At 69.2% G+C, this 12,617-nt stretch carries 14 protein-coding genes; 6 read left to right on the forward strand and 8 right to left on the reverse strand.

The features are described 5' to 3' along the window. Positions 1 to 7 precede the first annotated feature (7 nt). Together BKA15_RS23095 and BKA15_RS23100 are read right to left on the reverse strand one after the other, a co-directional pair. Positions 8 to 826 (reverse strand): MerR family transcriptional regulator, encoded by an 819-nt coding sequence (locus BKA15_RS23095; protein ID WP_179754766.1) that lies wholly within the window; start codon positions 824 to 826, stop codon positions 8 to 10. Continuing rightward, complete coding sequence (locus BKA15_RS23100; RefSeq protein WP_179754768.1) at positions 823 to 2,094, reverse strand: MFS transporter; 1,272 nt, start codon at positions 2,092 to 2,094, stop codon at positions 823 to 825. The genes BKA15_RS23095 and BKA15_RS23100 overlap by 4 nt, the downstream gene beginning before the upstream one ends. A 60-nt stretch (positions 2,095 to 2,154) precedes the next feature. On the opposite strand from BKA15_RS23100, the gene tdh reads away from it, so the two are divergent. From tdh to BKA15_RS23115, 3 genes are all read left to right on the forward strand, one after another. Next, the gene (tdh, locus tag BKA15_RS23105) at positions 2,155 to 3,180 is read left to right on the forward strand and encodes an L-threonine 3-dehydrogenase (protein ID WP_179754770.1); all 1,026 of its coding nucleotides are present in this window, start codon (positions 2,155 to 2,157) and stop codon (positions 3,178 to 3,180) included. A 22-nt stretch (positions 3,181 to 3,202) separates the two neighbouring features. Beyond that, the gene (locus BKA15_RS23110; RefSeq protein WP_179758648.1) at positions 3,203 to 4,357 is read left to right on the forward strand and encodes a glycine C-acetyltransferase; all 1,155 of its coding nucleotides are present in this window, start codon (positions 3,203 to 3,205) and stop codon (positions 4,355 to 4,357) included. Between the two features lie 114 nt (positions 4,358 to 4,471). Next, a complete protein-coding gene (locus BKA15_RS23115; protein WP_179754772.1) occupies positions 4,472 to 5,209 on the forward strand; it encodes a M15 family metallopeptidase in 738 nt (245 codons plus the stop codon). 3 nt (positions 5,210 to 5,212) lie between these two features. On the opposite strand, the gene map is transcribed toward BKA15_RS23115, so the two are convergent. Then, positions 5,213 to 5,977 (reverse strand): type I methionyl aminopeptidase, encoded by a 765-nt coding sequence (map, locus tag BKA15_RS23120; protein ID WP_179754774.1) that lies wholly within the window; start codon positions 5,975 to 5,977, stop codon positions 5,213 to 5,215. Positions 5,978 to 6,057: 80 nt separating this feature from the next. Between map and BKA15_RS23125 the strand changes: the two genes are divergently transcribed. Continuing rightward, positions 6,058 to 6,321 (forward strand): helix-turn-helix domain-containing protein, encoded by a 264-nt coding sequence (locus tag BKA15_RS23125; protein ID WP_179754777.1) that lies wholly within the window; start codon positions 6,058 to 6,060, stop codon positions 6,319 to 6,321. Positions 6,322 to 6,330: 9 nt separating this feature from the next. On the opposite strand, the gene BKA15_RS23130 is transcribed toward BKA15_RS23125, so the two are convergent. Beyond that, the gene (locus BKA15_RS23130; protein ID WP_218871539.1) at positions 6,331 to 6,669 is read right to left on the reverse strand and encodes a winged helix-turn-helix transcriptional regulator; all 339 of its coding nucleotides are present in this window, start codon (positions 6,667 to 6,669) and stop codon (positions 6,331 to 6,333) included. Between the two features lie 97 nt (positions 6,670 to 6,766). Between BKA15_RS23130 and BKA15_RS23135 the strand changes: the two genes are divergently transcribed. Further along, positions 6,767 to 7,168, forward strand: a complete 402-nt coding sequence (locus tag BKA15_RS23135; protein ID WP_179754779.1) for a RidA family protein — start codon at positions 6,767 to 6,769, stop codon at positions 7,166 to 7,168. Here BKA15_RS23135 and BKA15_RS23140 read toward each other — a convergent pair whose 3' ends face one another. Further along, positions 7,169 to 7,726 (reverse strand): hypothetical protein, encoded by a 558-nt coding sequence (locus BKA15_RS23140; RefSeq protein ID WP_179754781.1) that lies wholly within the window; start codon positions 7,724 to 7,726, stop codon positions 7,169 to 7,171. 145 nt (positions 7,727 to 7,871) lie between these two features. Continuing rightward, positions 7,872 to 10,109, reverse strand: a complete 2,238-nt coding sequence (locus BKA15_RS23145) for an alpha-amylase family protein (RefSeq protein ID WP_179754783.1) — start codon at positions 10,107 to 10,109, stop codon at positions 7,872 to 7,874. Between the two features lie 56 nt (positions 10,110 to 10,165). On the opposite strand from BKA15_RS23145, the gene BKA15_RS23150 reads away from it, so the two are divergent. Next, a complete protein-coding gene (locus BKA15_RS23150) occupies positions 10,166 to 10,837 on the forward strand; it encodes a GntR family transcriptional regulator (RefSeq protein ID WP_179754785.1) in 672 nt (223 codons plus the stop codon). Positions 10,838 to 10,842: 5 nt separating this feature from the next. On the opposite strand, the gene BKA15_RS23155 is transcribed toward BKA15_RS23150, so the two are convergent. Together BKA15_RS23155 and BKA15_RS23160 are read right to left on the reverse strand one after the other, a co-directional pair. Further along, positions 10,843 to 11,670: a carbohydrate ABC transporter permease gene (locus BKA15_RS23155; RefSeq protein ID WP_179754787.1), complete on the reverse strand. Its 828-nt coding sequence runs from the start codon at positions 11,668 to 11,670 to the stop codon at positions 10,843 to 10,845. Further along, the gene (locus BKA15_RS23160) at positions 11,667 to 12,614 is read right to left on the reverse strand and encodes a carbohydrate ABC transporter permease (protein ID WP_179754789.1); all 948 of its coding nucleotides are present in this window, start codon (positions 12,612 to 12,614) and stop codon (positions 11,667 to 11,669) included. Before BKA15_RS23160 ends, BKA15_RS23155 begins: the two co-directional genes overlap by 4 nt. Between the last annotated feature and the right edge of the window lie 3 nt (positions 12,615 to 12,617).

Here is a 12,617-nt window from a genome sequence, read left to right on the forward strand (position 1 = left end):
GCAGGGATCACCGGTCGCCAGAAGTCTCACCTGCCTCACCGCTCACCGGCGGCACCGACACGCCGCGACCGGCCTGCTCGGCGATCCAGCCGACGGCGAGGGTGAGCGCTCGGCGCTGGGCCGGGGCGAACTGGTCGAAGAAATCGGCCAGCTGCGGGTCGTCCAGGTCCACCGGCTCGCCGTCGCTGCCGAGCAGGAGGTCGGAACCATGGTTCAGCGCGTCCTCGGCGGTTCGCCGGGCGAACTCGTCCACCCGCGGGTCGTCCGGCTCCAGCTCGGCCAGGGCGAGGAAGTCGGCGTGCAGGCGGGCGAATTCGTCCGCCCAGCCGGGCCGGTCGATCATGCTGCGGTAGTAGGCCGTGAGCGGCTCGGTGGCGGCGGGTTCGTACGTGACCGACAGCAGTAGCAACTCCTGCTCGAACGCCAGTGCGGCCGGCGACAGGCCGGCGTCGCGCAACTCCTGGAAGATCTTGGCCAGTGGCGCCGGCAGGGTCGGGTCGAGCTCGGTCTCGAGTTGGCGCCGCAGTTCCCGGCGGAGCCGGCGCAGCCGCCGTTCCTCGTCGGCCACCCGCCGCTCGGCGATGATCATCGCCGAGCGCCAGGCTCCGGAGCCCGGCGGTGCGGTGATCACGTCCCGAACCTCGGCCAGCGACAGGCCGGCGTCGCGCAGCTTCTTGATCTTGACGAGCGTGATCAGCTCCCGTACCCCGTAACTGCGGTAGCCGTTCGGCTGTCGCCGCGGTTCCGGCAGCAGCCCTTCGGCGTGGTAGTGCCGGACCGCCCGCGGAGTCGTGCCGGCCAATTCGGCCAGCTCGCCGATCTTCACCCGTCCTCCTCGGTCTTGGTCCTGCGATCCAGGTTGCGCAACCAGGGCGAGAGCAGGCTCGCCGCGGTGATGATCAACCACAGCACGGCCAACGTCCAGCCGGCCGCCGCGACACCCCATTGCTGGGCGATGAATCCGGCGATCGCCATTCCCACCGGTGCCGCGGCGAGCGTTCCTGAGTTCTGCAGGCCGAGCACCCGGCCGTACGCCTGCTCGGGGATCCGGGCCGTCATCACGGTGGTGAACACGGGCGTGAAGAAGCCCGAGCCGGCGCCGGCCAGGACCGCCGCGGCCAGCAGGACGGGGTACGGCGGGAAGATCATCATCACGACCAGCCCGACGGCCATCACGACCAGTCCGCTCGCCGTGACCACCCGGTTGCTGATCTTGGTCCCGAACAGGCTGTAGCCGCCCGCACCGACCAGCCCGCCGACCGCGATCGCGCTGAGCACCGGCCCCATCAGGCCCGGCTGCCCGGCGGTGGTGAACCAGGCCGGCAGCAGCAGACCGACCAGCGGTCCGATCACCAGGATCGCGCCGACGGTGAGACTGCACAGCCACAGCACGACCGGCTCGCGGCGGAGGATCCGCAATCCTTCGCGCAGATCGGCCAGCGCGGCTCGCGGGCCGAAACTCGTCGGTGCCCGGTCGGCCTCCGGCAGCCGGTCGATGCCGCGGGGCAGCAGGGCCGTGGCCAGGGCCGCCAGGGCGGAGGTGGTCGCGGTGACCCAGAGCGCGGTGGTCGGCGCGGTGAACGCGAGCAGCAGCCCGCCGAGCGCGGGACCGATCAACAGCCCCAGCCCGGACAGTCCCTCGTTGATCCCGCTCAGCCGCGGTACGGGAACCTTGCCGGCACGCGCCACGGCCGGCAGCAGCGCCTCCCGGGCGGTCATGCCGGGGACGTCGAAGACCGCGCCGAGCAGCGCCGCCGCGATGAACCAGCCCAGCGACAGGCCGACCGTGAGTTCGATCAACGGCAGTACGGCGATCGACGCCGCCGACCCCAGATCGGCGATGACGCCGAGCCGCTTCCGGCCGAACCGGTCGACGATCACGCCGCCGCCGATCGCGGCCAGCAGTTGGGGGAGCGCGGTCACGGCGGCGACCAGGGCCGCCGCGCCGACCTGGCCGGTCCGGGTCAGCACGATCACCGGCAGCACGATCGCGGCGAGCCCGTTGCCGAAGATCGACAGCGCTCCGGACGTCAGATAGAGGGCCACCGTCCGGCGCGGAGCTCGGACGGCGGTCATGGTCTGGGTCGTCTCCATGCCCACTAGGGTCAAACCTTGACGCAACGTCAAGGTCAAGCCGCAGGTTAGGCTGACCGCGTGAGAGCGCTGGTGAAGACGGCGGCGGAGCCGGGACTGCAGCTGGTCGACGTGCCGGAGCCGCAGTGCGGGCCGGGCGACGTGTTGATCAAGGTCGCCGCGACCGGGATCTGCGGCACCGACCTGCACATCGCGGCCTGGGATCCCTGGGCGCAGAGCCGGGTCACCGCTCCGTTGATCGTCGGGCACGAGTTCGCCGGCCGGGTGGTCGAGGTCGGCTCCGGCGTCACCGATGTCGCCGTCGGCGACTTCGTCAGCGGGGAAGGGCATCTGGTCTGCGGCCGCTGCCGCAACTGCCGGGCCGGTCGGCGTCACCTCTGCATCAACACCCGCGGCATCGGCGTCCAGATCGACGGCGCCTTCGCCGAGTACGTGGCCCTGCCGTCCGGCAACGCCTGGGTGCACCGGGACCCGATCGATCCGGGCGTGGCCGCGATCTTCGACCCGTTCGGCAACGCGGTGCACACCGCGCTCACCTTTCCGATGCTCGGCGAGGACGTGCTGGTGACCGGCGCCGGGCCGATCGGCATCATGGCGGCGATGGTCTGCCGCAAGGCCGGCGCCCGGCACGTGGTGATCACCGACCGCAGCGACGACCGGCTCGACCTGGCCCGCTCGCTCGGGGTCAGCCTCGGCGTCAACGTCGACCGCGAAGCGGTCCGCGATGCGCAGCGATCGCTGGACATGAAGGAAGGCTTCGACGTCGGCCTGGAGATGTCGGGCAGCCCAGCCGCGCTGCGGGACATGATCATCCAGATGACCCACGGCGGCCGGATCGCGGTGCTCGGCCTACCCAGTCAGGAGATCAGCATCGACATGGCCACGGTGGTGCTGAACATGCTGACGATCAAGGGCATCTACGGGCGCGAGATGTTCGAGACCTGGTATGCGATGTCGGTGCTGATCCAGAGCGGCCTGGACATCTCGGGCGTGATCACGCATCGCTTCCCGTACACGGAATTCGAGAAGGCGTTCGCGACGACGGCCGACGGCCACAGCGGCAAAGTGATCATGACCTGGGAGTGAAGGGGACGAGGTGTACGGAGCGATCAAGGATCAACTGGCCGCCGACCTGGCGCAGCTGCGGGAGGAGGGGCTCTACAAGGCCGAGTCGGTGCTGACCACGCCGCAGGCCGCGGCGATCGGCGTCGGCGAACGGGAGGTGGTCAACCTCTGCGCCAACAACTATCTCGGCCTCGCCGATCACCCCGAGATGATCAAGGCGGCCCAGCAGGCCTTGGATCGTTGGGGTTTCGGGATGGCCTCGGTCCGCTTCATCTGCGGCACCGCGGAGATCCACAAGGAGCTCGAGGGTCGGCTGAGCCGGTTCCTCGGCACCGAGGACACGATCCTCTACAGCTCCTGCTTCGACGCCAACGCGGGCCTGTTCGAGACGCTGCTCGGCCCGGACGACGCGATCATCTCCGACGAACTGAACCACGCCTCGATCATCGACGGAGTACGGCTCTGCAAGGCACGCCGGTTCCGGTACAAGAACCGGGACATGGCCGATCTCGAGGTGCAGCTGATCGCCGCGAAGGACGCCCGCTACCGGTTGATCGCCACCGACGGCGTCTTCTCGATGGACGGGTACGTGGCACCGCTGGACAAGATCGCCGAGCTGGCCGAGCGACACGACGCGTTGATCATGGTCGACGACTCCCATGCGGTCGGGTTCATCGGCGAGACCGGGGCCGGCACGCCGGAGCTGTTCGGGGTCCGGGACCGGATCGACATCGTCACCGGGACGCTCGGCAAGGCGCTCGGCGGGGCCTCCGGCGGCTACACGGCGGCCCGGGCCGAGATCGTGGAGATGCTGCGGCAGCGGTCCCGCCCGTACCTGTTCTCCAACTCGCTGGCGCCGTCCATCGCCGCCGCCGCGATCGCCACCCTGGACCTGCTGGAGTCGTCCGCCGAGCTGCTCGACCGGCTGCGCGACAACACCGCCTACTTCCGGTCCGAGATGATCAAGCGCGGCTTCGAGATCCCGGAGTCCGACCATCCGATCGTCCCGGTGATGATCGGCGACGCGGTCGAGGCGGCACGGATGGCCGATCGGCTGCTCGCGGACGGCATCTACGTGCGGGCGTTCTCGTACCCGGTCGTGCCGAAGGGCAAGGCGCGGATCCGGACCCAGCTGTCCGCCGCGCACACCCGGGATGATCTTGACCGTGCCATCGCCGCGTTCGAGCGGGCCCGGTAGCGCCGGACACGTCGGACCGGCGAACTCCAGGTGATCTTCTGACCTGGCCATTGACGCTGTGCGTTGAATACTGACAAACTGCGATCCTCACCATCAACGCGATGGAGGACTGCGATGTTTCGACGATTCCTTTCCGTTGTCGCCGTTCTGGCGCTGGCTGTGGTCGGCTCCGTGACGATTCACGTCCTGGCCCCCGAGAAGGCGGCCGCCGACGGCTGCTACACCTGGGACCGGACCTTGCGACAAGGCTCCACCGGCTCAGATGTGACCCAACTCCAGATCCGCATCGCGGGCTGGGTCAGCTCGGGCGAGAACCTCGCCCTGGACGGCGACTTCGGTCCGGCGACCGAGGCCGCCGTCAGGCGTTTCCAATCCGGGTACGGACTCCCAGTGACGGGGGTCGCGGACTCGGCGACGTACACCAAGATCTACGAGTTGCAGGACAACGACTGCACTCCGATCCACTTCGCCTACTCGGAATTCGACAACAACTGTGGCGCCAACAACTTCCGTGGCGGCAAGGTCTCCGAAGCCACCGCGAAGGAGAACATCCGGCGGATCATGTGGCAGCTGGAGGCCATGCGGCGCAAGCTCGGCGACCGGCCGCTCAACGTCACGTCGGGCTTCCGCAGCGTGTCCTGCAACGAGGCGTCCGGCGGCTCGCCGACCAGCCTGCACATGTACGGGCAGGCGGCCGACCTCGGGCTGACCAACCCGCCGCAGTGCTCCATGTGGAACGCCGGCAAGACGGCCGGCTTCGAGGAGCTGCTCGGCCCGGGCTACCCGGGACACAATGATCATGTTCACCTCGGCAACAAGGCCAGCCGGACCTGGTCCGCGCCGAACTGTTGATCATCAGAGCTGGGTCAAGATCACCGGTCCGTCGTCGGTCACCGCGATCGTGTGCTCGCTGTGCGCGGTCCGGGAACCGTCGGCGGACCTGATCGTCCAGCCGTCCGGGTCGTGACTGATCTTGTCGGTGGTCCGGGCGAACCACGGCTCGATCGAGATGGTCAGGCCGGGCCGCAGCTTGAGGCCGCGGCCGGCCCGGCCGACGTTGGAGACGTGCGGATCCTCGTGCATCGTCCGGCCGATGCCGTGACCGCCGAACTGGTCGTTGATCGGATAGCCGTAGCGCTGGCCGACCGCGGTGATCGCGGTCGACACGTCGCCGAGCCGGTGGCCCACCTGGGCGGCGGCGATCCCGGCCGCGAGCGCCTCCTCGGTGGCCTTGATCAGCCGCTCGTCCTCCGGGGCGGGAGTTCCGGCGATCACGCTGATCGCCGCGTCACCGGCCCAGCCGTCGACGGTCACGGCAAGGTCCAGGGTGAGCAGGTCGCCGTCCGCCAGTCGGTGATCATGCGGCTTGCCGTGCAGCACGGCGTCGTTCACCGACAGGCAGATCACGTTGCGGAACGGCCCGCTGCCGAACGACGGGGCGTAGTCCCAGTAGCAGGACACGGCACCCCGGTCCTTGATCAACTGCCGGGCCAGGTGCTCGAGGTCGAGCAGGTTGACGCCGACGGCGACCTCGGTGCGCAGGCGCTGCAGGACCTCGGCGACGAAGCGGCCGGCGACGCGCATCCGCTCGATCTCGCGGGCCGACTTCAGGTGGATCATGATCACTCCTAGGACACGGGCAGGTTCGGTATAACAATACCGGTATTATCATACCGAGTGATCCGGGGTACGGTAGTGCCGTGGTCCGCAATCCGTTGACACCCGAGCAGCTCGAGGCCGGTCGCCGGCTGGGGGCGATGCTGCGCGAGGCACGCGGGTCGGCCAGCCTCGGTGAGATCGCGAACGCCGCCGGCATCTCCCCGGAGACGCTGCGCAAGATCGAGAGTGGCCGGCTGCCGTCGCCGGCGTTCGGCACCGTGGTCGCGCTCAGCCGCGCCCTCGACCTCCGCCTGGATGATCTTGCCGAGGTTTGGCGGCCGTCCGGACTTCGCGTCGGCGGCTGATCAAGGCCATCAGTCGCGGACCTGCTCCCGATACCAGTGCCCCCAGGCCTCCAGCCGGTCGGTGATCTCCTTGAGGCTGGCGCCGATCGGGCTCACCGAATACTCGACCTTCGGCGGCACCTCGGCATAGACCTTGCGTTCGACCAGGCCGTCGGCCTCGAGCTCCCGCAGTTGCCGGGTGAGCATGCGTGCCGTGACGCCCGGGATCGCACGGTGGAGCTCGCCGAAGCGGCGGGTGCCGTTCTGGAGGTGGCGCAGGATCACGAGTTTCCATTTGCCGCCCAGGACTTCGGTGGCGGCCTCGACCATGCACTCGTCAGGTGCCGTGGTCGCGATCCGAGGCGGCATGGTTCCTCCTTCGAGAGCTCAATACTATACAGAGTGTACGTATGACACAGAAAAGACCGTACTTGTGAATCGGGACCCGGTCACCGACAGTCGAGGTATGACGACGACCATGCGACGCATCAAGACCGAACCGGACTGGTACGAGCCGTACCGCATCTCCCAGGCGATCGAGGCTGCCGGCCTGATCCACGTGTCCGGCCAGGCCGGCATCGACGAGCACGGACGCACCGTCGGAACGGACTTCGAGACGCAGGCCCGGCAGGTCTTCACGAATCTGGCCACCGTTCTCGGCCAGGCCGGCGCCAGCCTCGCCGACGTCGTGAAGGTGACGATCATGGTCACCGACATGGCCAACCTGGAGACGGTGATCAAGCTCCGGGGCGAGTACTTCAGCGAGCCGTACCCCGCCGACACGCTGCTCCAGGTCGCCGGACTCGCCCAGCCGGACTGGCTGGTCGAGATCGACGCGGTGGCGCTGGCTCCCGACCGCGGCGCCTGATCAGGAACTGCGACGCAGGATGCCGATCAGCATGCCGAGCGGGCAGGCCGCCGCCATGGCGCCGAACAGGTGCACCGGCCAGAGGTCGGTGACCAGCCCGACGATCGCGATGACTCCGCCCGCCGCGGTGACCGCGGCGACCGGCCACGGGCTCGGCAGGGTCTTGGCCGAGGCCGTACCGGCCAGGAAGATCACCAAGCCGGAGACCGCGAGCAGCCCGACGCCGACCTGTCGCCACCACGGGTCGGCGACGACGATGCCGTAGACCAGCGCGGCGAAGCCGGCGACGAACACGAGACCGAACGGGGCGACCCGCCAGCCGCCGATCAGGTACAGCCCGCCGACCGCGCCGATCAGCAGGGCCAGGCCGATCGGGGCCAGCATCGCGGTCAGGGCGACCGTCACCGTGTATTCGTACGGGAAGATCTCGGCCGATCCGATGAAGATCGCGGCGATGCCCAGGACCGGGCCCGCGATCACCAGCCCGACGGCGATCCGGGTGGCCCGCTTCTCGAAGTCCGCCAGCTGCTGTCGCCGCTCCGCCTTGGTCGATGCCATCGCGCCCCCAACCTAGCCCGCGGCCCCGCCACCCCGTCGACCGGCCATCCCGCGACGCGCTCGCCCTTCACCCGCCGCTGCCTCCGGGGACCCACCTTTTCGCCGCGGTCCCGGCTCCGACCGCCGATCCGAGTCGATCGACCGGTCACTTGTGCAGCGACACGCCGTCAGAACGGCTGCTTTTGTGACTGGTCGGCGGGGTTTGGTGGGGGAGGGTGGCGACCTCGTGGTCGAGGAGCTCCGGGACGGTGAAGGTGAGCAGATCGCCGTCGGCGGTGATCGGCACCGGGCGCCCGGCGACCCGGAGCGTGGCGCTCGTCGCGCGTAGACCGGGCACGCGGAGCCGTACCGTGACCGGGCCGGCGGGGATCAGGTGGTCCTGCCGGCCCGGCACGGTGGCGGTCACGGTGCGGTTGGTCAGGTGCAGCACCAGCCGGTCCTGCTGGCGATAGAGGTTGGCGTTGACCCGGCCGCCGCCGTCGATGATCACGGTCGGCTCGGGTACCGCCCAGCGCGCCGCGTTGCCGATGATCAAGGCGTGATCGGGTTGCTGGTCGCGGGCGTAGCAGCGATCAAGATCGGCGAGCAGCCAGACCAGCCGGCCGCCGCTCGGGGTCTCCCGGACGACGATCCCGGGCAGGTCGGTGCTCGGCGTGCGCAGCCAGGCGGTCTCCGGCGGGAAGATCGGGAAGTCGGGTACGAAGGTCGCCAGCACCTGCGTTCCTTGATCGACGCGGCACTGCCGGAGCCGGCCGCCGAACGGGATCAGGTCGGTCTCGTCCAGCCCGGCCAGGACTGGGTGCCGGACCCCGGCCGGCTCCGGCGCCGCCGGATCCCGTGGGCCGTCGACGCGTCCGCGCAGCTCCGGTGCCAGCCGCAGGTAGGTGTGCCGTCGATGCGTCTCGATGCTCGGGTCCGCCGGCCCGACATCGCCCTGAATCGCTGCGGAGGTACGGATTCCGAACAGATCCGCCAGGCCCGAATCGGCCCGCGGCCGGCCCTCGTCGTCCATCAGCCCGGTGTCGCCGGTCGCGATCACCGAGCCGCCCTGCTCCACGTACCGCTCGATCGCCGCGAGTTGATCATCGGACAGGACGACCAGGTTGGGCAGCACCAGCGCGGCGAACCGGCCGGCGGCCCGGTCCAGGTCGTCGGCGGGGATCGGCAGCGAGGTGAGGCCGGCGGCGTTCAGGGCGCGGGTCACGCCGCGGTACGGATCGAGCGTCCGCTCCGCCGCCCGGTCCTGCCCGGCAAGATCATGATTGCGCTGGGACCAGACGATCCCGAGGTCGGCGACCGGAGTGCGGTCGACCAGCATGTCCGCGTTGTCCCGATGCCAGCCGAACAACGGAGCGGCGGTCCGGTACTGCCGGCGATCGTCGTGGCAGGCGCCGATGTGGTGCCACCACGGCTGGATGCCACCGGCGAACCCGGACGTCGCCCAGCACCGCACCTCGGCCTGGGGCATCGCGGCGACCCGGAACGCCGGCCGGCCCAGCTGATACTGCGGGGTGCTCTCCGGGATCAGCTTGTCCCAACCCAGCAGTTCGTGCAGCCGCTTCCCGGCCTCGGTGTTCTGCTCGAACCCGTCGACGGCGTTGCGGTGCTGATGATCGAGCATGATCAACTCCGACCGGGCCAGGATCTGCCGCAGGTCGATGAAGCGCTGGTTGTTGTTGAGCACGTCCCCGCTGAGCATGCCGAACCAGCGGCAGTCCGGCCCGCCCGCCGCGGCGACGACCCGGTTGTTCAGCTCCCACAGCTCGGTCCGGAGCCGGTAGTTCCAGGCGATCCAGGCCCGGTACGCCGGCGCCGACCAGTCATGATCACGGGGCAGGTCCGCGCCGGCCTCGCGCCGGAATCCTGCGGAACAGTGATCGCAGTAGCAGATCGAGCCGCGCGGCAGCCCGGCCCAGCTGTTGTCGGCGAACCCGTCCGGCCGGCTGCGCTCGATGATCTCGGTCAGCACCTCGGGCAGATATTCCTTGTAATACGGCGAGTTGAGGCAGGTCACGTACTTGTCGGCGGCTCGGATCGGCTCGCCGGCGGCGTCCCGGCAGACCCAGTCCGGGTGCGCGGCATAGAAGTCCTCGGCGACCCGGTTGGAGTCCATCCGGGCGACCACGGTCAGGCCCTCGTCCCGCGCAGCGGCGACGATCTCGCCGTACAGGTCCCGGTCGCCGAGCGTCTCGGCCCGGTGGTGCAAGGGAAACCGGGACGGGTAGTAGGCGACGATGCCGCCCGCGTTGACGATCACGCCCTGGATCGCGGTCTCCCGCCAATGCCGGCGCCACCAGCCCTCGTCGTACCGCTCGGGATCGATTTCGGTCAGATTGGTCTGACCCCAGCGGTGGGTCCGGCGGTACCAGGGTGCGGTCGTCATCGGGTTCCTTCCGGTAGTGTGACATGTGTTCTTGACTGACAAGAAGGGAGAGCGTCGTGGCCGTACCGCTGGAGAACACTTCGCTCACCGACTCGCTGTGCGAGGCGCTGCGGCGACAGATCATCTCCGGGCAGATCGAGCCCGGACAGAAGCTGTCCGAGATCTGGGTGGCCAACTACTACGAGGTGGCCCGGCCGACCGCGAAGGCGGGCCTGGACCGGCTCACCAACGAGGGTCTGCTGCGCCGCGGCCGGCGGCAGACCGCGGTCGTCCCGCAGATGTCGGCCGGCGACATCAACGACATCTACTTCGCCCGCGAGCCGATCGAGGCCCGCGCCGTCCGTGCCCTCGCCGAGCGGGCGACGGTGCCGCCGGACGCGGAGCGGGCGCTGGCCCTGATGGGCATGGCGGCCCAGCTGAGCCAGCACGCCGAGCACACCGACGCCGACATCTCGCTGCACCGCGCCCTGGTCGCGGCGTCCGGCAGTGCCCGGCTGCAGCGGATGCACGAGACGGTGATGGGCGAGTCGCAGTTGTGCATCGCCCAGGTGCGCAGCCACGTCGGGCTCGACCTGGTCGAGTTGACCGCGACCCACGCCGCCATTCTGGACGCGATCCGGGCCGGTGATCCCGACGCCGCCGAGCAGGCGCTGCGGAACGATCTGCACGGCTGCCGGGAGACGCTGCTCTCCGACATCGCCGAGCGAAAGGCGTCGCTGTCGGGCTGAACCGCTCACCGGTTGATGCCGGTCAGCGTGATGCCCTGGATGAACTGCCGCTGGGCGATCAGGTAGACGATGATCACCGGCAGGACGGCGATCGTGGCGCCCGCCATCAGCAGGGTGATCTGGCTGAAGTATTCGTTCTGGAACTGGGCCAGGGCCACCGGCAGGGTCTGCAGCTCGCGCGAGTTGATGTAGATCAACGGGCCGAACAGGTCGTTCCAGGAATCCAGGAACGTGAAGATCGCGATCGCGCCGAGGGCCGGCTTGGTCTCGGGCAGCAGGATCCGCCAGAACACGGTGAACGAGCCGGCGCCGTCGACCCGGGCCGCGTCTTCCAACTCCTGCGGCAGGCTGAGGAAGTACTGCCGCATCAGGAACGTCGCGAACACCGGCGTGAAGACCCGCGGCACCCACAACGGCAGCTGGGTGTCCACCCAGCCGATCTCCTGGAAGATGATGTACTGCGGGATCAGGTACGCGATCCCGGGGATCATCGCCGTCGCCAGCAGGCCGATGAAGAGCAGATCCCGGCCGGGGAAGCGGAGCCGGCCGAACGCGAACCCGGCCAGCGCGGACACGGCCAGCACGCCGACGACGTTGATCACCGCCAGCTGCACGCTGTTGAAGAAGAACTGCGGGATCACCTCCAGCACGGCCGCGTAGTTGTCCCACTGCGGATCGGCCGGGAACAGCGTCGGCGGCGTGCTGAGCACCTGGCCCTCCTCCTTCAGGGAGGCGCCGATCATCCAGAGCAGCGGCAGCGCGAACGCGAGCGCGCAGATGATCATGAAGATGTAGAGCAGGACGTTCAGGGTGTGCTGGCTGACTCTTCTCATCCGTAGAACACCCACCTCTTCTGCAGTTTCCATTGCAGGTACGTGATCACGCCGAGAATCACGAACAGCACCCAGGCCATCGCCGCCGCGTAGCCGAACCGGCCGAACGAGAACGCGACCTGATAGAGGTAGTAGATGTAGACGCTGGTGCTGTGGCCCGGGCCGCCGGACGTCATGATGTAGATGACGCCGAACACCTGGAACGACGTGATGAACTGGGTGATCAGCACGAAGAAGACGCTCGGCGTCATCAGCGGGATGGTGATCTTGAACAGCTGCTGCCGCGTGCTCGCCCCGTCGATGCTGGCGGACTCGTACAGGTCGGCCGGGATGCCCTGCAGGCCGGCCAGGAAGATCACCATCGGGTAGCCGGTGCCCTGCCAGACCGAGACGATGATCACCGACAGCAGGGCCAGCCGGGAGTCGGCCAGCCAGGCCGGGCCCTGGATCCCGACGGTGCCGAGCAGCCCGTTCAGGGCGCCGCCGTCGGGCTTGAAGATCCAGTACCAGATGTAGCCGATCGCCACCACGTTGGTGATGAACGGGGCGAAGTAGGCGGCCCGGAACACCGGAATGCCGGGCACCCGCCGGTTGCACAGCAGGGCGAGCAGGAACGCCAGCACGGTGGTCGCCGGGATCGCGCCGAACGTGAACAACAGCGTGTTGCGCAGCGTCTCCAGATACAGCGGGTCGTTGGTGAACATCTCCTGGAAGTTCCGCAACCCGATGAAGCGCGGTGCGCTGAGCGCGTTCCAGTCGGCCAGCGACAGGTACATCGAGACCATGATCGGGATCAGCTGGAACGCGACGATGCCCAAGATCACCGGGGCGATGTAGAGCAGCCCCTCGTAGCGCAGCCAGCGGCTCCCGGCCCGTCGTCGCCGGGCGGGTGCGGGTGCCGGCGTGCCGGGCGGGTGCACCCGCGCGCCGTTCAGGGTTGCCATGGC

Origin of the sequence: Microlunatus parietis, assembly GCF_013407955.1 — a bacterium.
GTDB classification, from domain to species: Bacteria; Actinomycetota; Actinomycetes; order Propionibacteriales; family Propionibacteriaceae; genus Microlunatus; species Microlunatus parietis.

Excerpts from the sequence above, each read along its gene's own strand:
- BKA15_RS23160 (WP_179754789.1), bottom strand. The coding sequence starts at position 12,614 with ATGGCAACCCTGAACGGCGCGCGGGTGCACCCGCCCGGCACGCCGGCA.
- BKA15_RS23130 (WP_218871539.1), bottom strand. The coding sequence starts at position 6,669 with ATGCCGCCTCGGATCGCGACCACGGCACCTGACGAGTGCATGGTCGAG.
- map (WP_179754774.1), bottom strand. The coding sequence starts at position 5,977 with ATGATCCACCTGAAGTCGGCCCGCGAGATCGAGCGGATGCGCGTCGCC.
- BKA15_RS23145 (WP_179754783.1), bottom strand. The coding sequence starts at position 10,109 with ATGACGACCGCACCCTGGTACCGCCGGACCCACCGCTGGGGTCAGACC.
- BKA15_RS23100 (WP_179754768.1), bottom strand. The coding sequence starts at position 2,094 with ATGGAGACGACCCAGACCATGACCGCCGTCCGAGCTCCGCGCCGGACG.
- BKA15_RS23155 (WP_179754787.1), bottom strand. The coding sequence starts at position 11,670 with ATGAGAAGAGTCAGCCAGCACACCCTGAACGTCCTGCTCTACATCTTC.
- BKA15_RS23115 (WP_179754772.1), top strand. The coding sequence starts at position 4,472 with ATGTTTCGACGATTCCTTTCCGTTGTCGCCGTTCTGGCGCTGGCTGTG.
- BKA15_RS23140 (WP_179754781.1), bottom strand. The coding sequence starts at position 7,726 with ATGGCATCGACCAAGGCGGAGCGGCGACAGCAGCTGGCGGACTTCGAG.
- BKA15_RS23135 (WP_179754779.1), top strand. The coding sequence starts at position 6,767 with ATGACGACGACCATGCGACGCATCAAGACCGAACCGGACTGGTACGAG.